Origin of the sequence: Bradyrhizobium sp. SZCCHNS1050, assembly GCF_032484785.1 — a bacterium.
Classification (GTDB): Bacteria; Pseudomonadota; Alphaproteobacteria; order Rhizobiales; family Xanthobacteraceae; genus Bradyrhizobium.
In genome coordinates this window covers 2,073,683-2,096,480 of sequence record NZ_JAUETR010000001.1, presented here as the reverse complement: position 1 = coordinate 2,096,480, position 22,798 = coordinate 2,073,683, and the positions used below count along the sequence as shown (strand labels likewise).

The following is a 22,798-nucleotide window of genomic DNA, read 5'->3' as shown; positions in this document are numbered from 1 at the left end:
GACTCCACGCACCGCTGTCGTCCCTGCGAACGCAGGGACCCATACCGCGGAATCTATCGGTGAAGCGCAACTGCCAGTCGTCGTCCCACCGAAGCCGGTGGTTATGGGTCCCTGCGTTCGCAGGGACGACGGCGGAATGTGACGCGGCTTCCCTGTGTCGTCGGTGCGATGGTCTCCCGCGTTCGACCGCGGTCTACACGGATCGGCCCGCCCTCACATACGCCCGCTCGCCGGTCCGCGGATGAAACCACACGTCCAGCGTCTCGCCGCTGGTGGGATCGACGAAGCGCTCCTCGGTCTTGATCCAGTCCGGGCCTGGCGGCGCCGCCAGCGCATCGCGCTTGTAGCCTCCCTGGCGGAAGACGAACCACACCAGGACGACCGCTGATATGACCGCGAGCCAGAGCACGAGATCGATCACGGCGCGGGTTCGATGACGGCGGCGGTGCCATAGGCGACGATCTCGCTCATGGTCTGGCCGATCTCGGCGCTATCGAAACGCATCATCAGAATGGCGTTGGCGCCCATCGACGTGGCGTTGGAGACGAGCCGGTCGAGCGCATGGCACCGCGCCTCCTCCAGCATCTGCGTGTACTCGTGGATCTCGCCGCCGACGATCGAGCGCAGGCTGGCCACCAGATTGCCCCCGAGCCCGCGGCTGCGCACCACCACCCCAAAACACTGCCCCAGCATCCGCACCGTGCGGTGGCCGGTCACGTTTTCCGTCGTTACGACGATCATGGAAGGCTCCTGTTGTGGTCCTATTTGGTCCGAGCGAGCGCTCCTGAGGTTCGAAGTCGCCAAGGTCCGGGCGAGTCCTAACGTTCCGTTGTCGCCCTCCCTCGGCCAAATTCATCGAATCTTACCCCCAGATAGGCTCTGATGATGCGGTGGGGTACCGAGCGTCCGCGTGGGCAGTATCGTCGGGTGAAATCGTGCGCTTTCGAATCTTGCTGAACGGCAAGGACTTCGTTGTTCTGATGGATGGGAAGCCGACCAGGTGCGGCTTCTTCACGACGTGTGTCCTGAATGCGCCGACAGCGGACGTGGCAACCGAACGAGCGATCCGCCGTGTCATGGCCGATCATCGCTGGCGTGATCCTGGTCGAGTTGGAACGGTCGCCGTCCAAGACGTGTATCCGGTCGGTTGGTTCTATCGACGCTTCAATCCGCCATTCGGATACACATTCTATCTCCCAGACGATTCTGGTGGTTGATGTGAAGAGGCCCGTGCTGCGCTCAAGCGGGGCGCGGCATCGAGGTGGCGGCCCTCAAGATCCTGATCCGAGTCGCCCGACGGGCTGTTCGCGGCGGCATGCGCGCGCGCCGGAAGATCGGCATTCGGTTGCGCCGAGAGACTAATTTCGTGAGCCCGCGCAACACGATCACCCGTGTAGTATGGTCTCACGGACATTTTTCTATTTCATTTTTTCCGAAATCATGCTTGTCTATCGCCATCCCGCCTCGTTGCGAGGGGCGTACGCGTCGTCACGGACGTGAGGTGGGATGCGATGGACGGGTCGGCGGCAACTGACGAGTGCGGCCGGCGCGGACGGCGAAGTCGCGTGGTCCTGATACCCCGACGCTGGTATCAAGTTGGCGCTGGTGCCGATGCATCGCGTCGATGACGGTGGCCAAAAAGCCCGGTGCACCGAGGAGATCGCGTATAAGTCGTAAGCCATCGCGCAGGGAAGGCCGGGTCGCTCTGGCTGAACCTGTGGTTCCTGCCCCGTGCATTCTTGTTCGCACGGGGGCCGCGGGTGCCAGCCGGCATCCGGTCTTCCCTGCGCCCTCCGATTCGGAGGGAGGTATGCTTGCAAAGCTCGGGCGCTCATCGCGCCGCGAGAACGCTTCTCCACGCACCGCCGTCATTCCGGGGCGCCCGCAGGGCGAGCCGGAATCCATACTCCCGGTCGTGGTTATGGATTCCGGGCTCGCGCTCCGCGCGCCCCGGAATGACGAGGTGGAGAGATCGTGCCGATATCCCATCGTTCGTTCGCGTGCTCGAAGTGCCCGGCCGGAAGTCGCAGGCACCGCCGTCATCCCCGCGCAGGCGGGGATCCGGGACGCCGCGGCGGTGCGGTCGACCGCGGCCGCCACGGCGTACGGGATCGCCCGGTTGAACCGGGGATGAAAGCCGTGGGGCGGATGGTCCGCTGGACCGGCCCGGGTCAGCCGTTGCGACCCAAGTCTCGTAACCGATGCCCCGTGACCCACCGTAACGCCGCCGTAACCCGCAGCCGGGACCATCGCTGCGGCAACAACCGGTTTCGCAACAAGGTCAAAACCATTATGGTGCCGGACCATGTTGCCGCCGGGCGGTTCCGATTTCGAATTCAATCAACGGGTTATGGCCTGGTGACGCAGGTCAGGAGAGCGGTTTGACGCGCTATGTTTCGACCCGCGGGGAAGCCCCCGCGCTCACCTTCTGCGATGTGATGCTGACCGGGCTCGCCCGTGACGGCGGCCTGTACGTGCCCGAGACCTGGCCGCAGCTGACGCCCGCGACGATCGCGTCGTTTTTTGGCCGGCCCTATTGGGAGGTCGCCGTCGAGGTCATCAAGCCGTTCGTCGCCGGCGAGATTTCCGACGAAGAGCTCGGCCGCATGGCCAACGAGGCCTATGCGACGTTCCGTCACCCCGCCGTGGTGCCGCTCGACCAGATCGCGCCGCATCAGTTCGTGCTGGAGCTGTTCCACGGCCCGACCTTGGCGTTCAAGGACGTGGCGATGCAGCTGATCTCGCGGCTGATGGACCACGTGCTGGCCAAGCGCGGCGAGCGCACCACCATCGTCGTGGCGACATCAGGCGATACGGGTGGCGCGGCGGTCGAGGCCTTCGCCGGCCGCGACAATGCCGACCTCATCGTGCTGTTCCCGCATGGCCGCATCTCCGAGGTGCAGCGGCGGATGATGACGACGTCGGGCGCGGCCAACGTCCATGCGCTGGCGATCGAAGGTCATTTCGATGACTGCCAGGCGATCGTGAAGGGCCTGTTCAACCATCACGGCTTCCGCGATTCGGTCAGGCTGTCGGGCGTCAACTCGATCAACTGGGCGCGCGTCGTCGCCCAGGTGGTCTACTACTTCACCTCGGCGGTCGCGATCGGGGCACCCCACCGCGCCGTCGACTTCACCGTGCCCACCGGCAATTTCGGCGACGTCTTCGCCGGCTATGTCGCCAAGCGCATGGGCCTGCCGGTGCGCACGTTGCGCGTCGCGACCAACGTCAACGACATCCTCGCCCGGACGCTGACGACCGGCATCTACGAGGTGCGCGAAGTGCATGCGACGGCTTCGCCCTCGATGGACATCCAGGTGTCGTCGAATTTCGAGCGGCTGTTGTTCGAAGCCGGCGGCCGCGACGCCGGCACCGTGCGGCGGCTGATGGACAGCCTCAAGCAGTCCGGCCGCTTCGTGCTGCCGGATGCCATGCTGGCGGCGATCCGCGCCGATTTCGACGCCGGCCGCGCTGACGAGATCGAAACCGCGGCCGCGATCCGCGCCGCCTTCCGCGAGGCCGGCGATCTCGTCGATCCGCACACGGCGGTGGCGCTGGCGGTGGCCGATCGCGACGGCACCGATCTGTCGGTGCCGAACATCGTTCTGTCGACCGCGCATCCCGCCAAATTCCCCGATGCGGTCGAGGCCGCCTGCGGGATGCGGCCGCATTTGCCGGTGTGGCTCGAAGGGCTGATGAGCAGGCGCGAGGACATCAGGATCATGCGGAACGACCAGGCCGAGGTGGAGAAGTTCATCCGCTCGGTCAGCCGGGCCGCCAAGCAGGGAATTGCATGATGGGCGTGGAAGTCACCAAGCTGCCGACGGGGTTGACGGTCGTCACCGACACGATGCCGCATCTGGAGACGGCGGCGCTCGGGGTCTGGGCCGGCGTCGGCGGCCGCGACGAGAAGCCGGACGAGCACGGCATCTCGCATCTGCTCGAGCACATGGCGTTCAAGGGCACGACCACGCGCAGCGCGCGCGAGATCGTCGAGACCGTCGAGGCCGTCGGCGGCGATCTCAATGCCGGCACCTCGACCGAGACCACGGCGTACTACGCCCGCGTGCTGAAGGCCGACGTGCCGATGGCGCTCGACGTGCTCTCCGACATTCTCGCCAATCCGTCGTTCGTGCCGGAGGAGCTGGAGCGCGAGAAGAACGTGATCGTGCAGGAGATCGGCGCGGCGCAGGACACGCCCGACGACGTCGTGTTCGAGCATCTCAACGAGCTATGCTTTCCGGACCAGCCGATGGGCCGCTCGCTGCTCGGCACCGCCAAGACGCTGGAGGCGTTCGATCGCGACAAGCTGCACGGCTATCTGTCGACGCATTATCGCGGGCCGGACATGGTGGTCGCCGCGGCCGGCGCCGTCGATCATCAGCGCGTGGTCGAAGACGTGACGAAACGATTTGCCAGCTTCAATGGCGGGCCGGCGCCGAAGCCGCTGCCGGCGGCATTCGGCAAGGGCGGCTCACGCGTCGTGCATCGCGATCTCGAGCAGGCGCATCTGACGCTCGCGCTCGAAGGCGTGCCGCAGGCCGACCCGTCGCTGTTCTCGCTGCAGGTGTTCACCAACATCCTCGGCGGCGGCATGTCGTCCCGGCTGTTCCAGGAGGTGCGCGAGAACCGGGGGCTCTGCTACTCCGTCTACACGTTCCACGCGCCCTATAGCGACACGGGATTCTTCGGCCTCTACACCGGGACCGATCCGGCCGACGCGCCCGAGATGATGGAGGTCGTGGTCGACATCATCGGCAACGCGGTGGAGACCTTGAGCGAGGCCGAGGTCGCCCGCGCCAAGGCGCAGATGAAGGCCGGGCTGTTGATGGCGCTCGAGAGCTGCAGTGCCCGTGCCGAGCAATTGGCGCGGCATATCCTGGCCTATGGCCGGCCGCAGACGTTGCAGGAGATGGTCGCCAAGATCGAGGCGGTCAGCGTCGAGAGCACGCGCGATGCGGCGCGGGCGCTGCTCGCACGCAGCAAGCCGGCGGTCGTCGCGCTCGGCACCGGCAGGGGTCTGGACACGGCGGTCACTTTCGCCGAAGGTCTGACCGGTTCGAGATCGAAAGCCCAACTGCACTGAACGTGGTGCGGCTCGGTGCCGTCCGCGCATTGCAATCCGCCAGCGCTCGGCATCGGAGCTCTGGGGTAGGTCGGAGCAGGCTTCGACCCGGAAAGAGCAGGGGGAGCATCACAGATGGCCCTGTTTCGCTTGCCATCCAACGGACCGGCTGCGCTGGCTCCGCGCGGCCAGGGCCTGCTGTTGCGCGCGCCGCAGATGGCCGATTATGCGCAATGGGCGCGGCTGCGCGAGATCAGCCGCGACTATCTCACGCCCTGGGAGCCGATCTGGCCATCCGATGACCTGACGCGCTCCGGCTTCCGCCGCCGGCTGCGCCGCTATGCCGAGGACATCTCGGCCGACCGCTCCTATCCGTTCATCGTCTTTCGCGAGCAGGACGGCGCCATGCTCGGCGGCATCACGCTCGCCAATGTCCGCCGCGGCATCGTTCAGGCCGGCACCATCGGCTATTGGATGGGGCAGCCGTTCGCACATCATGGCTATATGACGGCGGCGCTGCGGCTGCTGCTGCCGACCCTGTTCGGCGAGCTCAATCTGCACCGGGTCGAGGCGGCCTGCATCCCGACCAATACGCCGTCGATTCGCGTGCTGGAGAAATGCGGCTTCACCCGCGAGGGCCTGGCGCGTCGCTACCTCTGCATCAACGGGGTCTGGCAGGACCATTACCTCTACGGCCTGTTGCACGAGGATTTCCGGGGGTAGCAATCGTGATCGGGATCGCCGCGGGAGTGGCCGATCGGGGCTGGTTCCGGCCTCTGAAATGGGTATAGACGCCTGGGCTGGGCGACCGAGTTGCCGGGGATATCAGACGATGCGAGAGACGAGCGTGATCAGGGCTGGAACGTTGGCAGCCGTGCTGCTGGCCTTGGGAGCCGCCGGCGCGGCGCCGCCGGCAGCCGCCCAATCGCTGACCGACCGCTTCAAGAGCCTGTTCGGCGGCGGTTCCGACAACAAGGGGCAGGAGAACCTGCCCGCCAGCGGCGGACCGCCGGTCGATCCGACCGAGGGCCTGACCTGTCCGCCGGTCAACATTCGCGCCGGCGCCTCGACCTACGCCGTGGCCGCGCCCGGCAAGCAGGCCGTCGGCAACGACGTCCGGTTCCAGGCGTCGATCACCAAGACCGCGCGCGAATGCAGTCTCAACGGGGCCGAAATCACCGCCAAGATCGGCATCCAGGGCCGCATCGTTGCCGGCCCCGCGGGCGCGCCGGCGAGCGTCGACATTCCGATGCGCATCGCCGTGGTCCAGGGCGGCATCGGCGAGAAGGTGATCGCCACCAAGTCGTATCGCACCACGGTGCAGATGACCGAGGACGGCAGCGTGCCGTTCACGATCGTCGCGGAGGACATGGTCTATCCGGTGCCGCCGCCCGGCGCCAATGCCGACAATTACGTCTTCTACATCGGCTTCGACCCGCAGGCGCTGACCCCGGAGCGGCCGCACGGCAAGAAGCGGCGGTGACGATTGCCGTGGCGCGAGGCGCTCGCCGCAGAGCGTGAACAGCAAAAGGCCGGTGCGATGGGATCGCACCGGCCTTTTGAAGTTGATGGATGGAGACGGACTGCCGCTCAGTTCAGCTTGCGGCCGACTTCCGCGATGCCTTTGGCGACGAGGTCTTCGCCAAGAGCGCCCTTGACCGACTGCGACAGCACGGTCGCGGCGGCCTGGACGGCGGCCTCCGCCGCAGCGGACCTGACGTCGGCGAGAGCCTGGGCCTCGGCGAGGGCGATCTTGCCCTCGGCGGCCTTGGTGCGACGGGCGACGAAGTCTTCCATCTTGGCCTTGGCCTCCGCCGCGATGCGCTCGGCTTCCGCCTTCGCGCTGGTGACGATCTCCTCGGCCTCGCGTTCGGCGCTGGCGCGGCGGGTCTTGTAATCGGCGAGCACTTTGGCCGCCTCTTCCTTGAGCCGCTTGGCCTCCGCCAGCTCGGATCTGATGCGCTCGGAGCGATTGTCGAGCGCCTTCAGGACCGTGCGATGGACACCGAGATAGGCGAACAGGCCCATCAGGATCACGAAGGCAATCGCAACCCAGGTTTCCGGATCAGCGAGCAAATGCATCAGGCTGTTCCCTTCAACGATGCATCGACCGCAGCCTCGACCGTCTTGGCCGCGGGGGCCTTGCCGGTGAGCTGCTTCACGATCGCGCTGGCTGCGTCTGCGGCGATGCCGCGGACATTGCTCATTGCGGTCGTGCGCGTGGTGGCGATGGACTTCTCAGCCGCCGCGAGCTTGGCCGCGAGGCTGTCTTCCAGCGCCTTGCGCTCGGCGTCCGAAGAAGCCGCGAGCTTCTCGCGGGTCTCCGCTCCGATCGCCTGGGCACGGGCACGAGCCGTCGCCAGCTCGCTCTCATACGCCTTCATCGCGGCTTCGGATTCATCCTTCAGCCGCTGCGCTTCAGCCAGATCGCCGTCGATCGACTTCTGGCGGGCGTCGATGACGGCCCCGACCTTCGGCAGCGCCACACGCGAAACGATCACGTACAGCGCCACGAAGGCGATCACCAGGGAGACGATCTGGGAGGGAAAGGTTTCCTTCTGGAAGGGAGGGAAACCATGCCCGCCATCGGCCTCAGTATGGGCGCTTGCGGTGCCCTTGGCCTCGCCGCCCTTGGCCTCGCCATGACTTTCAGCCACGGGCTTCTCCTGTCCGGCTCAGGCCGTCTTAGACGGCGTACAGCAGGAGCAGGGCGATCAGCAGCGAGAAGATGCCGAGCGCTTCGGTCACCGCGAAGCCGAAAATCAGGTTGCCGAACTGGCCCTGAGCGGCCGACGGATTGCGCAGAGCGGCCGACAGGTAGTTGCCGAAGATGATGCCGATGCCGGCACCCGCGCCACCCATGCCGATGCAGGCAATGCCCGCGCCAATGTACTTCGCTGCAACCGGATCCATGAAACGAACTCCTTTGAGGGGTTTGGTAGAGAGGGCCGGATCAGTGGCCCGGATGGATAGCATCGTTGAGATAGATGCAGGTGAGGATCGTGAAGACGTAGGCCTGGAGGAACGCGACCATCAGCTCGAGGCCGGTCAGCGCGACCGTGAGGCCGAGCGGCAGCAGCGCGCCGACCTTGCCGACGAAGCCGAGCGCGCCGAGCATGGTCACGAAGCTCGCGAACACCTTCAGGGTGACGTGGCCGGCCAGCATGTTGGCGAACAGACGGACGCTGTGCGAGATCGGGCGGGAGAAGAAAGAGATGATTTCGATCACGACCACCAGCGGCAGGATCACCGCGGGGATGCCGGACGGCACGAACAGCTTAAAGAACTTCAGGCCGTTCTTGTAGAAGCCGTAGATGATGACCGTCAGGAACACCAAGAGCGCCAGCGAGAAGGTGACGATGATGTGGCTGGAGACGGTGAAGGTGTAGGGGATGATGCCGACGATGTTCGAGACGAAGATGAACATGAACAGCGAGAACACCAGCGGGAAGAACGTCATGCCGTGCGGGCCGGCGCTGGTTCTGATGGTGTTGGCGACGAATTCGTAGGACAGCTCGACCACCGACTGGAACCGGCCCGGCACGAGCGCGCGCCCGGCGGCCATCATCATGACGGCGATCAGCACGACCGCGAGCAGCATGTACGCGGACGAGTTGGTGAAGGTGATCTCCTGATTGCCGATATGGCCGATCGTGAAGATCTTGTTGAGGTGGAATTGATGGATCGGATCGATCATCCGCGTGGCGTCTCATTGTTCACCGGCCACGCCGGCGCTTTGCAATTCACTCGTTGGTCTTCCGCGCCGAGGTCTTCCGCGCATGCCTCACTGGCGGGGCCTGTCGGGAGCTATGCCTGCGGATCTCACCACGTTCAACACGCCGGCGGCGAAGCCGAGCAGGAAAAACACGATGAATCCGAAGGGCGATGTCGACAGCAAGCGGTCGAAGCCCCATCCAAGCACCGCGCCGACGAGGACACCGGCAATCAACTCGGACGACAGTCGCAGGCCACGCGCCATGGCCGAAGCCCTGGCTGCAGTGTCACCGCTGCCGATTCCAGGTTGATCAGTCCCGATCGAGCGGCCGTCGCGAATTTCGGACAACCGTTGGTCGAGACTTCCGAGCCTTGCGGAAAGCGCAACCTCATCGGGCGACTTGTCGCGATCCTTGTGTCCGCTGCTCTCGTTCGTGTCATCCGCCATGTGCCATCCGCCACGTGTGGAGACCCGACCCGGCCGCGAGTTTCAGGAATTAGCGCCCCATCGCCCTTTAAAGCCGGGCGGACCATACTGACCGCATCCCCCCAAGTCAAGATTGCGTGTTGAACTGTTAGATGCCTGAATTTACACGTTTTCTCGGCTTTTTCGTCAGATCGGTCGCGCGTGTCACCGCGCCGCATCAACAGTGTTGTGTGCGGCTGCGATCTTGCACCTGTCAGTGCCCTCTGATCCGATGTCGCTGACCTCCAACCGGCACGGGAACCCGCATGTCGCGCCAGATCGATTACTATTTCTCGCTGCAGTCGCCATGGGCCTATATCGGCCACCGGCTGTTCCGCGACATCGCCGCGAGCCACGGCGCGACCGTCAACCTCAAACCGGTCATGCTGGTGGATCTGTTCGCCGAGACCGGCGGGCTTCCGCTGGCCAAGCGCCATCCGGCGCGGCAGCGCTATCGCATCGTCGAGCTGAAGCGGTGGCGCGACAAGCGCGGTCTCGATTTCCACATCCAGCCGAGCAACTGGCCCTTCAACGCCCGGCTCGCCGACGGCGTCGTCATCGCGGCGCAGCAGGCCAGCCTGGATCCCGAGCCCTATCTGCAGCGCGCCTTCCCGGCCATCTGGGAGCAGCAGCTCAATCTTGCGGATGCCGAGGTGATCGCCGGCTTGGCCGATGCAGCCGGTCTGCCGGGCCGCGATCTCGTGACGCAGGCGGCGACGGACGTGGTCGGGGCGGCCTACGAGCAGAACCGGCAGGACGCGATCGCGGCCGACGTGTTCGGCTCGCCGGCCTATGTGCTGGACGGCGAGATCTTCTGGGGGCAGGACCGCCTCGAGCTGCTGGCGGACGCGTTGAAATCCGGTCGCTCCGCCTATACGTCCGAAGCATAGGTGCGGCCTGTGGCAGGGGATCGCACCTGAGGCAACGTCATGGCCGCGACACAATGTCGGCGTGCATGGCGGCGGTTGCGAATGCGCCTGGGAGAGCCAGCCATGAGTCTCACGAAGCCGTACCGGCCGTCCCTCCTCGCGCTGCTGGCGTTGAGCTGCCTGGGCGGAGAGGCGTTTGCGGTCGAGGACACCGCGCCTGACGGCGACAAGGGACGCTATACGATGTCGACGACATCGGACGGCGTGATCCGGCTCGATACCAAGACCGGTGCGGTCTCGATGTGCAACAACAGCAGTGGATCGGGCTTTGCTTGTTACGCGGTGCCTGATGAGCGCGCCGCGCTGGACGCCGAGATCGGCCGTCTGCAGGCGGAGAATGAAAAGCTCAAGGGCCAGCTCGCGTCGCGCGATCAGAGCATCTCCGGCAAGATTGATGAGCCGCTGCCGAAAGATCAGGCGCTGCCCAAGTCCGATCAGTTGAGGAAAGCCGAACCCAGGACGGGGGACAAGCCGGGTGAATCGAAATCCTCCGATGGAACGCGCAAGCTCGAGATCCCGCTGCCCAGCGACCAGGACATGGACCGCATGATGGGGTTCCTCGAGCAGGCCTGGCGCCGGCTGCTCGACATGGCAACACGGGTGCAGAAGGACGTCTCGGGCAGGATCTGAGACCGCTTCGAGGAGGCTGTATCCATGTCGGCACGATCGGCCTCGCGCACGGCACTTTCGGTCGTCGCGATCGATACGGTGGCGACGTCGATCCTGACGGCGCAGACTTCGGGCCGCGGCTTCACCGATCTCACGCGCGAGGTCGAGGCGTTTCTGCGTGAAGTATCCGCCAGGGAAGGCGCGGTGACCCTGTTCGTTCGCCACACCTCGGCGTCGCTGACGATCCAGGAGAATGCCGATCCCACCGTGCTGCACGATCTCACCACGGCGCTGGCGCGGCTGGCGCCGGAGGATGCCGGCTGGATGCACGACACCGAGGGGCCGGACGACATGCCGGCACACGTCAAGACCATGCTGAGCGCGGTCTCGCTGCAGGTGCCGGTGCAGGACGGACGCATGATGCTCGGCACCTGGCAGGCGCTCTATCTGATCGAGCATCGTGCGCGTCCGCATCGGCGCGAGGTGGTATTGCAGTTCATCGGCGCGGCCTGAGGCCATAAAGAGAAAACCCGCGGGTCTGAAATGCGGAACGGCCGCGGAGTGATCCGCGGCCGCTCGTCGTTGGAGGCAGATGCGAGCGGGGTGCCGCTCGCCTCGTGATCAATTGGCCTGGATGTCGACGTCCTTGGTTTCCGGCAGGAACAGGAAGCCGACCACCGCAGTGATCACGGCGAAGAAGATCGGGTACCACAGGCCGGCATAGATATCGCCGGTCGAGGCCACGATCGCGAAGGCGGTTGCGGGCAGGAGGCCGCCGAACCAGCCGTTGCCGATGTGATACGGCAGCGACATCGAGGTGTAGCGGATCTTGGTCGGGAACAGCTCGACCAGCATCGCGGCGATCGGGCCGTACACCATGGTGACGAAGATCACCAGGATGAACAGCAGACCGATGATGGCGGCCACCTGCGGACGGAAGATGTCGAACGGATGCGCCATCTTGACGATCCCGGCGTCACCCGCCTTCGGATAGCCGGCCTCGCCGATCGCGGCCGTCAGCGCCGGGTTGCTGGTCTTCGCATCGGTGTAGGGCACTTCCTTGCCGTTGAAGGTGACCTTCACGCCGGAGCCGGCCGGGCCATAAACGGTCGAGTACCTGACCGAGGACTGGGCCAGGAAGGCGCGGGCGGTGTCGCAAGGCGCGGTGAAGACGCGGGTGCCGACCGGGTTGAACAGATCGCCGCAGCCGGCGGGATCAGCCACCACTTCCACCTTCGTCGCCTCGATCGCCTTCTCCAGCGCCGGATTGGCGTTGGTGGTGATCATCTTGAAGATCGGGAAGAAGGTCAGTGCCGCGATCAGGCAGCCGCCCATGATGATCGGCTTGCGGCCGATCTTGTCGGACAGCATGCCGAACACGATGAAGAAGCCGGTGCCGAGCAGCAGCGACCAGGCGATCAGCAGGTTGGCGGTGTAGCCATCGACCTTCAGGATCGATTGCAGGAAGAACAGCGCGTAGAACTGGCCGGTGTACCAGACCACGCCCTGGCCCATCGTGGCGCCGATCAGCGCCAGCAACACGATCTTGGCGTTGCCCCAGTTCGCGAACGCTTCCGTCAGCGGCGCCTTCGAGCTCTTGCCCTCGTCCTTCATCTTCTGGAACACGGGCGATTCGTTCAGGCGCAGACGGATCCAGACGGAGACGCCGAGCAGCAGCACGGAGACCAGGAACGGAATGCGCCAGCCCCATTTGGCGAAGTCGGCCTCGCCGATGATGGTGCGGGTGAACAGGATGACCAGCAGCGACAGGAACAGGCCCATCGTCGCCGTCGTCTGGATGAAGGAGGTGTAGTAGCCGCGCTTGCCCATCGGGGCGTGCTCGGCGACATAGGTCGCGGCGCCGCCATACTCGCCGCCGAGCGCGAGGCCCTGCAGCAGGCGCAGGCCGATCAGGATCACCGGTGCCGCGAAGCCGATGGTCTCGGCGTTCGGCAGCAGGCCGACGATGAAGGTCGACAGGCCCATGATCAGGATCGTGACCAGGAAGGTGTATTTGCGGCCGACGATGTCGCCGATGCGGCCGAACACGATCGCGCCGAACGGGCGGACCAGGAAGCCGGCGGCGAACGCGAGCAGTGCGAAAATGTCGCGGGTGGCTGCCGGATAGCCGCTGAAGAACTGCGCGCCGATGATCGAGGCCAGCGACCCGTAAAGATAGAAGTCGTACCACTCGAAGACGGTGCCGAGAGAGGAGGCCAGAATGACGAAGCGTTCGTCCTTCGTCATGCCTCCCGATCTCGCTTGTGTGGCTACCATTGTTGACATCGGCATTCGCTCCCCATGATTGTTGTGATGATGGCTTTCGCCTCCGCATGCCGGACTTGGACGGCGCAGGTCGCGGAGACCTTGCTCTTCAGTAACATTGCAGTGAAACCCGCCCCAATACGACTTTCGGCTCTGCCCTCTGCGGCGCGCGGGAAAGATGGGGACATTGCGCCGGATCAAGTTCGGTGAGCGGCCGTCGCGCTACCGATGTTGCGTTGCACAAGGTTCGGATTAACCGCCTTCCCTGCAAGTGGAATTGGACGCTTGCATGCAACCGGTGGCCGGGCGAGTATTTCCGGAAAACCGGGCGCGTGCAGTTGCAGCACGTCGTCGGTCTCGCAAGGTCAAGTCTGGATTCATGGCGGCTGCCAGCACCCATCTCGTCATTGCCGATGATCACCCGCTGTTCCGCAACGCTTTGCGGCAGGCGGTCGCGAGCGTGCTCGCGGAGGCCGTGGTCGACGAGGCCGGTTCGTTCGAGGACCTCACCGCGCTGCTGGAAAAGGATTCCGAGGTCGATCTCGTACTTCTCGACCTCACCATGCCCGGCATCTCCGGCTTCTCGGGCCTGATCTATCTGCGCGCGCAATATCCGGCGATCCCGGTCGTCATCGTGTCGGCGAGCGACGATGGCGCGACGATCCGCCGCTCGCTCGATTTCGGCGCCTCCGGCTTCATCCCGAAGCGGTTCGGCGTCGACACGCTGCGCGATGCCATCAAGAAGGTGATGGACGGCGACGTCTGGGTGCCGCCCGACACGGACTTGGCGGCCGGCGCCGATCCGGAGATGACCAGGCTGCGCGACCGTCTGGTGACGCTGACCCCGCAGCAGGTGCGGGTGCTGATGATGCTGTCGCAGGGGCTGCTCAACAAGCAGATCGCCTACGAGCTCGGTGTCTCCGAGGCGACCATCAAGGCGCATGTGTCGGCCATCCTGCAGAAGCTCGGTGTCGAGAGCCGGACGCAGGCGGTGATTGCGGCGGCGAAGATCGCGGGCAGCGCCTGGCGGCAGGACGCGCCGACGGGGAAGTAAGCGACGGGAAAATCTGGATGAGTCGTCATTCCGGGTTCGGCTCTGCGAGCCGCCCCGGAATGACGACACCCCGCAGCGGTCTGCCGGAGGCGCCATTGGCCGGCGCTTGATGCCGTCTTGCAGTGTATGTGGACAGCGTCCATTCCGCACGCCTTCTGCTTCACTCGCGACACACCTTCACGGCCTCGCGGCGCATCGCGCGTCCGAGCTTTGCCGATCATCCACCCTCTTGAACAGAGGGCGCAGGGAAGGCCGGGCGCTGGCCGCGCCCGTGGCCCGCCTGCAGAAAAAAGCAGGCGGCAGTCACCACAGGTCTGGCCGAACACACCCGGCGGATTCAATTGGTCGTCGCAACACTCGATGAGGAGGTTGCGATGGGCATTCGAAAGAAACGGTCAACGCGGGGCAAGCTGGGATCATTGGGGCGCCCACCAGTTGCGGGGCGTGCGGAACAGCAGAAATTTTGGCGTGGGATTGCCGCTGGGTTGAACAGCGAGAATGCTGCGCTGGCTGCTGGATTATCGGATGCTGTCGGCCCCCGATTATTTCGAAAAGCGGGCGGCGTGGCACCGGCAATGTTCCGACCTTCAGCGAAGCCGCTCTCCGGACGGCACCTCTCTTTTTCTGAGCGCGAAGAGATTGCGCTGCTGAATGCGCAGCGCCATTCTGTACGAGAGATAGCGCGGCGTCTCAATCGATCTCCCTCGACCATCTCCCGTGAACTCGATCGCAATGCGGCCACGCACGGCGGCAAGATGGCCTATCGGGCGACGGCCGCCCAGTGGCATGCAGATCGATCGGCCCGGCGTCCTAAGCCGAGCAAGCTTGCAAGCAACGCCGCCTTGCGCGCTTATGTTGAAGAGCGGCTTGCAGGGTTTGTCGCACCTCCAGGCGGCGTTCGGCGGAAGGCCGGTCGTGCGGGCTCTAGCCAGGATCAGGGGTGGACGAAAGCGTGGAGTCCCGAGCAGATTGCCCGGCGCTTACCGATCGACTTCCCGGATGACGAGGCGATGCGCATCAGCCACGAAGCCATTTACCAGGCGCTTTTTGTTCAGGGCCGAGGAGCGCTGAAACGCGAGTTGTCGTCCTGTTTGCGAACGGGACGTGCGCTGCGCGTGCCCCGAGCGCGTACGCGGAAGCGCAGCAAAGGCTTCATATCGCCAGAGATCATGATCAGTGAGCGTCCGGCCGAAGTCGCGGATCGAGCTGTGCCGGGACATTGGGAAGGAGATCTGATCGTCGGCTCCGCCAGCTCGGCAATCGGCACGCTGGTCGAACGCAGCACGCGGTTTACAATGCTCCTGCACCTTCCACGGCTGCCGGGGTTTGACGATGGCCCACGTACGAAGGATGGGCCTGCGCTCTCCGGACACGGAGCTGAAGCGGTACGCGATGCGATCACGCGCACCATCGTCACCTTGCCCAAAGAACTCCGCCGCTCGCTAACCTGGGATCAGGGGACCGAAATGGCTCAACACAGTGACCTCAAGATCGATACAGACCTTCAGATCTACTTCTGCGATCCAAGAAGCCCCTGGCAACGTGGCACGAACGAGAACACGAATGGCCTGCTGCGGCAGTACTTCCCGAAAGGTACCGATCTGAGCGTCTACGATGCTGACGAGATCGCCGCCGTGGCCGCAGCGCTCAATTCCCGACCGAGAAAGACGCTAGGATGGAAAACTCCAGCAGAAGCGCTTGACGAGCTGCTGTCACGAATGAAAACACTTGGTGTTGCGACCACCGCTTGAGCCCGCCCCCGGCCCTCCCTGCGCGATGGTTTTGACGGCTGCTCCGAGCTCTCCCCGGGGACCGGCGTTCTTGCCCCCGTCGTCGGCAACATCGTCGTCACCGACTTGGCATCAGCACCGGGATGCCAGGACCACACGGCTTGACCGTGCGCGCCGGATCGTTCGTCGGCATGAATGATCACGCTGCGACCCGACGCGCCCACCGCGTCCCGCACCCCACGTTCGTGACGATCGCGAAGCGCCCCTCATGACGAGCACGGGACGACTCAAGGGGTAGCACGATTTCGGGGAAAAAGAAAGTCTGTATCTAGGGGGACGCAGAGCAAAGTGCGCAAGCTTCGCTTAGGCCCATCTCCGTGCAAGTCTCCCCAAAGCCACGGTAAGATTCCGCAGGTGTGCCGAGGCGCCCTGCCGCGAGGTTTGCGACGTTGAGTTTTGTTGGACTGTTACCGAGGCCTTCCAGTCTTGTGGAGCAAGTGACGCCTTGTTGGTCCGTACATCAATCCGGTCGGCTAGACCTGATCTTTGAGATCGAGTGTAGCAATCTCCTCCCTCACTTCGTCGCTAAGATAATTGGGATTGACCGTTCGCAGATATCGAAGTGCTTCTACGTCATTGGCCTTGTACTCCAGGCGTCGCTTGTAAAATGTTAGGCGACCTTCGGATTCCGAGATTATCTGACCCCAGGTCTTTACCCAAACTCGAACCTTCGGCTCGTCATACTCGGCCACTAAGCCGCGTGCTTTGCCAGTCTGGCGCGTCTCAATTTCGGCGTCGCGAGTCAAGCTATTCGATATTGCAACGAAGTCCCATTCCACATTGGGAGCCTTGAACCTGTCGTCCGAAGCAACTGCCTTTGCGTACGAGGATCTGCGCGATCAGGCCGCCGAAGGAATGGCCGATGAGGGCGGGGCGCCGGTCGAGTGCGCCCGCGATCGCGGCGAAGTGCGCCGCTACCTCGCCGATGGTTTCGGGCGCGGCGGCGCCACCCATCTCCGCCGGCCAGCCGGGCGCCAACCCGGCGTAGCCGGCGGCGTCGAACAGCTCGACCCACCGATCCCACGAGCCGGGCTTCAGCCACAGGCCGTGGATGAAGATGATCGCGCGCCTTTGCGAGGCGTTGGCCCCGCCGATCGCATCATCGCATGTGTGGGTCGACATGATCGGCGCCCTTCTGCTGCGTTGGATCAGTTGCGCGGCGGCGTGGCGGCGGACTGCCCGTTGAGGAAGGCGTCGATCGCAGCGACCGTCGCGGCCGGCTGCTCCTCCATCAGCCAATGGCCGGAGCCGGGGATGACCTGCTCCTGCACGTTGGACGCGCCGGCCCGTGCCACCACCGCCATGGTCGGGCCGAAGGACGCCGCGCCACCGATCGCCAGCACCGGCATCGTCAGCTTGCCATGCGCCGCGAGCCAGGCGCGGTTGTCGATCGCGTCCTGATCGAAGGCGGCGAACTGGCTGAAGCCCGCATGCATCCGCCCCGGGCCGGCATAGAGCTGCGCGTAATGGACGCGCGCGGCCTCCGGGAAGTGGGCAGGGTTAGCCGAGAACTCGTTCCAGAAGCGGTCGAGATAGATGCGCTCGCGCCCCTCCACCAGGCGCTCCATGTCGGGGCCGCCGAAGCGGAAGTGCCACAGCAGCGGGTTCTTCAGGATCTCCTCCCACGGGCCGATGCCCGGCACCGGCGCATCCATCAGCACCAGCTTGGTCACGCGGTCGGCGTGCCGCGCCGCCAGCGCATAGGCGACCATGTTGCCGATGTCGTGCGCCACGACCTCGGCGGTGCGCGCGCCCAGCGCGTCCATGACGCCGGTGATGTCCTCGGCCTGGTTGGCCTTCTCAAAGCCCCTGTCGGCGCGGGCGGACAGGCCGAGCCCGCGCAGGTCGGGCACGATCACGGTGTGGTTCTCGGCGAGCTTAGCGGCGAGCGGCACCCACATGTCGCCGGTGTCGCCATAGCCGTGCAGCAGGACGACCGCCGGTCCGCTGCCGCCGACGCGGACATGGATCGTGGTGCCGTTGGTCGGGATCTCCTGGGTGCGGAAGGTCTTCGGGAAATTGCCGGGCGCGTCGGTTGCGTCGGCGAGGGCGGCGCTGGTCAGCATCGTGAGCGCGCTGGCGGCGAGGGCGGTTCGTTGCAGCAGGCGGGGAAGGGTCATGGCGATCTCCTCATTGGGCGTGTTGATGCACGCAAAGCTAGACGAGGGAGGTGCGCGGTATTAGAGGGTAGCCGCGCCAAGGATTTTTGATCGGGACGCAAAGATGGTACTGGCCAGCGCGGATCGTGCCAGGGATCTCGAAGTGTTCTGCGCCGTCGCCGGCAGCGGCAGCTTCTCGGCCGCTGGTCGCAGTCTCGGGCTGACGCCATCGGCTGTGAGCCGGACGCTCGACCGCATCGAGGCGCGGCTTGGCGCGCGGCTGCTGTTGCGAAGCACGCGGGCGCTGACGCTGACCGCCGAGGGGCAGTCCTATCTCGCGGCCGCCCGTCGCATTCTCGCCGACCTCGACGAGGCCGAGCAGGCGATCGCAGACCAGGGCGCGCCGCGCGGGCGCATCCGGGTCAGCGCCGCCCTCTCGCACGGCCGCGTCTGCATCGTCCCTCTGCTCGGCGAGTTCGTGCGGCGCTATCCGAACATCCTGGTCGACATCAATCTGAGCGACGGGCTCGTCGACGTGGCGGCGGGGCAGGCGGACGTCGCGATTCGCGGCGGTCCGCTGCCCGACAGCGCGCTCACCGCGCGCCGCCTCGGCGACAACGGCCGCACCATCGTCGCCTCGCCCGACTACCTGGCGCGCTGGGGCGTGCCGGAGGCGCCGGAAGACCTCTACAACCACAATTGCCTGAACTTCAGCTTTCGCCGCGCCGAGCCGGTGTGGCCGTTCCGCCGCGATGGCGTCGACTATGCGCTGAAGGTGCGCGGCGCCGTCGAAGCCAACAGCGGCGACACGCTCAGCCAGCTCGCGCTCGATGGCGTCGGCATCGCCCGCGTCGGCGATTTCAGCCTCGGCAACGCGATCGCAGAGGGGCGGCTGGTGCCGCTGCTCGAAGCGTTCAATCCCGGCGACAGGGAGGTCTTTCACGCCGTCTTCGTCGGCGGCGCCAACACGCCCGCGCGTGTTCGGGTGTTCGTGGACTATCTGGTCGAGCGGATGGGGGACAGTCCCGGCAAGGCAGCAACGCGGCGAGGGTCGTGACTTGGCAGCCGCCCTTACTCCGCCGCCACCATCTGCTGAATCCGCCACTGTCCCAACAACGCCCGCAGCGACGCCGGCTTCAGCGGCTTGTTGAGCACGGCGATGTTGTCGTCGCGGGCGGCAGCGCGGACGTGGGGGCTGCGGTCGGCGGTGATCAGGATCGCGGGCAGCGCCTCGTTGAAGCGGCGGCGGATGTCGCGGATGGCGGCGATGCCGTTGCCGCGGTCGAGATGGTAGTCGACGAGCAGGCCGGTGACGGCGCCGTCGCGCGCCGCGATCGCCTCCATCGCGGACTCCGGATCAGGGACGGCGATCACCTCGGCGTCCCACGCCGTCAGCAGGGTCTTCATGCCGTCGAGGATCGCCGGATCGTTCTCGATGCAGACGATCAGGGCGCCCGCAATCGGCGTCGTCGCCAGCGGGGTCGCGGTGGTGACGGCGGCGGTGTGGTTGATCGCCTTGGCGATCGGCACCGTCACTGAGAACACCGAGCCGCGGCCGGGCCGCGAGTCCAGCGCAATGCCGTGGTTCAGCACGCGCGCGATGCGCTCGACGATCGACAGCCCCAGGCCGAGGCCGCGCGCGATCCGCGCGCCCTGCTCGAGGCGGTGGAATTCCTTGAAGATCTCGCCGCGCTTGACCGGGGGGATGCCGACGCCGGTGTCGTAGACGCCGATCTGCAGCGACTGGCCGTGGCGGCGGCAGCCGACCAGCACGCGGCCCTTGGGGGTGTACTTGATGGCGTTGGAGATGAAGTTCTGCAGCAGCCGGCGCAACAGCAGACGGTCGGACTCGACCGGCAGCGACGACGGCACGAACACCAGCTCCAGACCCTTGGCGCGCGCGGCGGGCGCGAACTCGATCTCCAGCGAGCGCATCAGGTCGGCCATCTTGAAGCTCGAGACCTGCGGCGTCATCGCGCCGGCATCGAGCCGGGAGATGTCGAGCAGCGCGCCGAGAATCTCCTCGATCGCCTCGAGCGAGTCGTCGATGTTCTCGACCAGGCGCGAATCCTCGCCGGCCGTCTGCCGCTCGACGAGGCTCGTCACGTAGAGCCGCGCCGCGTTCAGCGGCTGCAGGATGTCGTGGCTGGCCGCCGCAAGGAAGCGCGTCTTGGAGATGTTGGCGTCCTCGGCGGCGCTCTTGGCCAGCGCCAGCTCCGAATTCAGCCGCGTCAGCTCCTCGGTGCGGTCGCGGACGCGCTTCTCCAGCGTCGCATTGGCGCGCTCCAGTGCCTCGGCGGCTTCGAACGAGGGCGTGACGTCGGTGAAGGTGATGACGAGGCCGCCATCCGGCATGCGGTTGGTGCGGACCTCGATCACCATGTGGCGGTCGGCGAGGCGTTCCAGATAGGGCTCGCCTTCGGTGGTGTAGGCGGCGAGCCGCCGCGCCAGCAGCGCCTCGCCGTCCTCATAGGTGGGCGCGCCGATCGTGCCCATGAATTCGAGGATCTCCTTCAACGGACTGCCGATCTGCACCAGATCCGGCGGCAGCCCGAGCAGGTCGACGAACTGGCCGTTGGAGCAGATCAGTTGCAGGTCGGCGTCGAACACCGCGATGCCCTGGCGCACATGGTTCAGCGCGGTCTGCAGGATCTCGCGGTTGAAATGCAGCGCGGCATGGGAATCGTCGAGCAGCTTGAGCGCGGCCTTGGCCGACACCGTGCGCTTGCGCAGGAGCAGCGACATCACAAGGCGCGACGACGCCGCGCCGATCGAGGAGGCGATCAGGTGCTCGGCATGGCGCAGCAGCTCGAAATCGGCCGGCGCGGCCGGATCGAGCGGGAGGTTGCGCTGGGCGGCGAACGCCTCGAACGAGGCGCGGGCACGGTCGGGACCGAGATATTGGCCGACCGTGCTCTGGATGTCCTGCACCGTCACGGTCGAGCGCCAGCGCCGGAAGCTCGGCGCACTCGGCGTCAGCTCGGCCGGCACGAAGATGTCGGCCTGCAACAGCTCGATCGACGACGGCTGCCGCGCCAGCGACAGCACGACGTAGGTCAAGAGATTGAGCGACAGGCTCCACAGCACGCCGTGCAGCAGCGGCGGCAAATCGGTGCCGAGCAGCGCCTGCGGCCGCAGCGGCTCGAAGCCGAACGGACCGTGCTGCAGGAACAGGATGCCGGCGGTGGAGGTGTCGAGGAAGCTCGGGATGAACAGCGTGTAGAGCCAGACGGCGAAGCCGACCAGCATGCCGCCCATCGCGCCGCGCGCGGTCGCGCGCCGCCAGAACAGACCGCCGAAGAAGCTCGGCGCGAGCTGCGCGATGGCGGCGAACGACAGCAGGCCGATCGCGGCGAGCTGGGTGTTGCCGAGCGCGCGGTAGTAGAAATAGGCCATCACCATGATGGCGAAGATCGCGATGCGGCGGGTGCCGAGCAGGAAGCCGGCGAAGTCGCGGCCGATCTCGCGCTGCTCCTGGCGCTGCAGCACCAGGGGCACGACGATGTCGTTGCACACCATGATCGACAGCGCCACGCATTCGACGATCACCATCGCGGTCGCCGCCGACAGGCCGCCGACGAAGACCAGGATCGACAGCCATTGCGAATTGGCTTCGATCGGCAGCGCCAGCACGTACATGTCGCTGTCGACGGCGCCGAACGGGAAGGTGATGAGGCCGGCGAGAGCGATCGGGATCACGAACAGATTGATCGCGATCAGATAGAGCGGAAACAGCCAGCGCGCACGCGACACCTCGGCATCGTCGGCGTTCTCGACCACGCTGACATGGAACTGGCGCGGCAGCAGCATCGCGGCGCAGAACGACAGCAGGGTCATGGTGAGGAAATTGCCGATGCCCGGCACATATTCCAGCGCGCGCTCGGCCTCCGGCGATTTCATGGCCCGCTCGATCAGCTCGACCGGCGAGAACATCCAGAAGGTGACGAAGGCGCCGGCGGCGATGAAGGCGACCAGCTTGATGATCGACTCGGTCGCGACCGCCAGCATCAGGCCGTGCTGATGCTCGGTGGCGTCGGTCTGCCGCGTTCCGAACAGCACCGCGAAGACAGCCATCGCCAAGGTGACCATCAGCGCCATGTCGCCGACGAAGGGGATGTGGGCGAAGGCGCGGTCGTCGATCAGGATGGTCTGCAGCGACGAGGCGACGGCCTTGAGCTGCAGCGCGATGTAGGGCACCGAGCCGATGATCGCGATCAGCGCCACGGTGGCCGCCACCGCCTGGCTCTTGCCGTAGCGGGCGCCGATCAGGTCGGCGACGGAGGTGATGTTCTGCGACTTGGCGAGCCGGATCACCCGGCGCAGCAGCGGCGTGCAGGCGCCGACCATCAGGATCGGCCCGAGATAGATCGCGAGGAAGTCGACGCTGGTGCGGGAGGCAAAGCCGACCGAGCCGAAGAAGGTCCAGGACGTGCAGTAGATCGCCAGCGACAGCGGGTAGATCAGCCCGGCCAGCCGACCGCGGCTCTCTGCCGGCCGCCGTTCGCCGGCCCGGTTGCCGCGGCTGGCGACCAGGAACAGGAACCCGATATAGCCGAACGCGGCCAGGATCACGCCCCAGTCGTGCAGCATCTCCTACGCGTCTCCGACGTCTTCCTCGAAGGCTCCGGGCTGATCCCGTTGTCCGGGAAATCTAGCCCGTTGCTGGAGGCAGGGCGATAGCGATCTTGCCGAGAGAGCGCGGAGCTGGAGTCATCGTTAGCGCGGGAGACCCCGCAGTCTCCGCCGTCATTCCGGAGCGCCCGCAGGGCGAGCCCGGAATCCATGTCGCCTGATGCCGTGCTGCCCG

General features: G+C 65.8%; 21 protein-coding genes. 10 read left to right on the top strand and 11 right to left on the bottom strand.

Features of this window, described 5'->3' with window-relative positions:
• Positions 1-193 precede the first annotated feature (193 nt).
• Positions 194-421 (bottom strand): hypothetical protein, encoded by a 228-nt coding sequence (locus QX094_RS09535; RefSeq protein ID WP_315717916.1) that lies wholly within the window; start codon positions 419-421, stop codon positions 194-196.
• Entirely contained in the window at positions 418-741 is a 324-nt protein-coding gene (locus QX094_RS09530) for a heavy metal-binding domain-containing protein (protein ID WP_316187861.1), read from the bottom strand. The genes QX094_RS09535 and QX094_RS09530 overlap by 4 nt, the downstream gene beginning before the upstream one ends.
• A 1,640-nt stretch (positions 742-2,381) precedes the next feature.
• On the opposite strand from QX094_RS09530, the gene thrC reads away from it, so the two are divergent.
• The 4 genes from thrC to QX094_RS09510 all read left to right on the top strand — a co-directional run bounded on the left by thrC (position 2,382) and on the right by QX094_RS09510 (position 6,548).
• The gene (gene thrC, locus QX094_RS09525; protein ID WP_315827987.1) at positions 2,382-3,797 is read left to right on the top strand and encodes a threonine synthase; all 1,416 of its coding nucleotides are present in this window, start codon (positions 2,382-2,384) and stop codon (positions 3,795-3,797) included.
• Positions 3,797-5,086 (top strand): pitrilysin family protein, encoded by a 1,290-nt coding sequence (locus QX094_RS09520; RefSeq protein WP_315751523.1) that lies wholly within the window; start codon positions 3,797-3,799, stop codon positions 5,084-5,086. The genes thrC and QX094_RS09520 overlap by 1 nt, the downstream gene beginning before the upstream one ends.
• A 114-nt stretch (positions 5,087-5,200) precedes the next feature.
• Positions 5,201-5,788: a GNAT family protein gene (locus QX094_RS09515; protein ID WP_315717912.1), complete on the top strand. Its 588-nt coding sequence runs from the start codon at positions 5,201-5,203 to the stop codon at positions 5,786-5,788.
• Between the two features lie 142 nt (positions 5,789-5,930).
• A complete protein-coding gene (locus QX094_RS09510) occupies positions 5,931-6,548 on the top strand; it encodes a hypothetical protein (RefSeq protein ID WP_316165809.1) in 618 nt (205 codons plus the stop codon).
• Positions 6,549-6,655: 107 nt separating this feature from the next.
• Here the strand turns inward: QX094_RS09510 and QX094_RS09505 are convergent, their stop codons facing one another.
• The 5 genes from QX094_RS09505 to QX094_RS09485 form a co-directional block, all read right to left on the bottom strand.
• Positions 6,656-7,147, bottom strand: a complete 492-nt coding sequence (locus tag QX094_RS09505; RefSeq protein WP_316187860.1) for an ATP F0F1 synthase subunit B — start codon at positions 7,145-7,147, stop codon at positions 6,656-6,658.
• Positions 7,147-7,722: a F0F1 ATP synthase subunit B' gene (locus tag QX094_RS09500; RefSeq protein WP_315717910.1), complete on the bottom strand. Its 576-nt coding sequence runs from the start codon at positions 7,720-7,722 to the stop codon at positions 7,147-7,149. The genes QX094_RS09505 and QX094_RS09500 overlap by 1 nt, the downstream gene beginning before the upstream one ends.
• A gap of 28 nt (positions 7,723-7,750) precedes the next feature.
• On the bottom strand, positions 7,751-7,978 hold the full coding sequence (locus tag QX094_RS09495) for a F0F1 ATP synthase subunit C (RefSeq protein ID WP_006615622.1): 228 nt from the start codon (positions 7,976-7,978) through the stop codon (positions 7,751-7,753).
• 40 nt (positions 7,979-8,018) lie between these two features.
• Positions 8,019-8,762, bottom strand: a complete 744-nt coding sequence (locus QX094_RS09490; protein WP_316187859.1) for a F0F1 ATP synthase subunit A — start codon at positions 8,760-8,762, stop codon at positions 8,019-8,021.
• 87 nt (positions 8,763-8,849) lie between these two features.
• The gene (locus QX094_RS09485) at positions 8,850-9,227 is read right to left on the bottom strand and encodes an AtpZ/AtpI family protein (protein ID WP_315717908.1); all 378 of its coding nucleotides are present in this window, start codon (positions 9,225-9,227) and stop codon (positions 8,850-8,852) included.
• 284 nt (positions 9,228-9,511) lie between these two features.
• On the opposite strand from QX094_RS09485, the gene QX094_RS09480 reads away from it, so the two are divergent.
• The 3 genes from QX094_RS09480 to QX094_RS09470 all read left to right on the top strand — a co-directional run bounded on the left by QX094_RS09480 (position 9,512) and on the right by QX094_RS09470 (position 11,296).
• Positions 9,512-10,135 (top strand): 2-hydroxychromene-2-carboxylate isomerase, encoded by a 624-nt coding sequence (locus tag QX094_RS09480; protein ID WP_316170728.1) that lies wholly within the window; start codon positions 9,512-9,514, stop codon positions 10,133-10,135.
• A gap of 102 nt (positions 10,136-10,237) precedes the next feature.
• The gene (locus QX094_RS09475; RefSeq protein ID WP_315828027.1) at positions 10,238-10,804 is read left to right on the top strand and encodes a hypothetical protein; all 567 of its coding nucleotides are present in this window, start codon (positions 10,238-10,240) and stop codon (positions 10,802-10,804) included.
• Between the two features lie 24 nt (positions 10,805-10,828).
• On the top strand, positions 10,829-11,296 hold the full coding sequence (locus QX094_RS09470) for a secondary thiamine-phosphate synthase enzyme YjbQ (protein ID WP_315717905.1): 468 nt from the start codon (positions 10,829-10,831) through the stop codon (positions 11,294-11,296).
• A 108-nt stretch (positions 11,297-11,404) separates the two neighbouring features.
• On the opposite strand, the gene QX094_RS09465 is transcribed toward QX094_RS09470, so the two are convergent.
• Positions 11,405-13,075: an MFS transporter gene (locus tag QX094_RS09465; protein ID WP_315717904.1), complete on the bottom strand. Its 1,671-nt coding sequence runs from the start codon at positions 13,073-13,075 to the stop codon at positions 11,405-11,407.
• A gap of 352 nt (positions 13,076-13,427) precedes the next feature.
• On the opposite strand from QX094_RS09465, the gene QX094_RS09460 reads away from it, so the two are divergent.
• Positions 13,428-14,102, top strand: coding sequence for a response regulator transcription factor (locus QX094_RS09460; protein WP_315717903.1), 675 nt, complete (start codon positions 13,428-13,430; stop codon positions 14,100-14,102).
• Between the two features lie 374 nt (positions 14,103-14,476).
• Positions 14,477-15,853: an IS30 family transposase gene (locus QX094_RS09455; RefSeq protein ID WP_315715219.1), complete on the top strand. Its 1,377-nt coding sequence runs from the start codon at positions 14,477-14,479 to the stop codon at positions 15,851-15,853.
• A 786-nt stretch (positions 15,854-16,639) separates the two neighbouring features.
• Here the strand turns inward: QX094_RS09455 and QX094_RS09450 are convergent.
• Positions 16,640-17,014, bottom strand: a complete 375-nt coding sequence (locus QX094_RS09450; protein WP_315717902.1) for an alpha/beta fold hydrolase — start codon at positions 17,012-17,014, stop codon at positions 16,640-16,642.
• A 26-nt stretch (positions 17,015-17,040) separates the two neighbouring features.
• Positions 17,041-18,012, bottom strand: coding sequence for an alpha/beta hydrolase (locus QX094_RS09445; RefSeq protein ID WP_315717901.1), 972 nt, complete (start codon positions 18,010-18,012; stop codon positions 17,041-17,043).
• Positions 18,013-18,115: 103 nt separating this feature from the next.
• Between QX094_RS09445 and QX094_RS09440 the strand changes: the two genes are divergently transcribed.
• The gene (locus tag QX094_RS09440; protein WP_315717900.1) at positions 18,116-19,048 is read left to right on the top strand and encodes a LysR family transcriptional regulator; all 933 of its coding nucleotides are present in this window, start codon (positions 18,116-18,118) and stop codon (positions 19,046-19,048) included.
• Positions 19,049-19,062: 14 nt separating this feature from the next.
• On the opposite strand, the gene QX094_RS09435 is transcribed toward QX094_RS09440, so the two are convergent.
• The gene (locus QX094_RS09435; RefSeq protein WP_315717899.1) at positions 19,063-22,581 is read right to left on the bottom strand and encodes a PAS domain-containing hybrid sensor histidine kinase/response regulator; all 3,519 of its coding nucleotides are present in this window, start codon (positions 22,579-22,581) and stop codon (positions 19,063-19,065) included.
• Positions 22,582-22,798 lie beyond the last annotated feature (217 nt).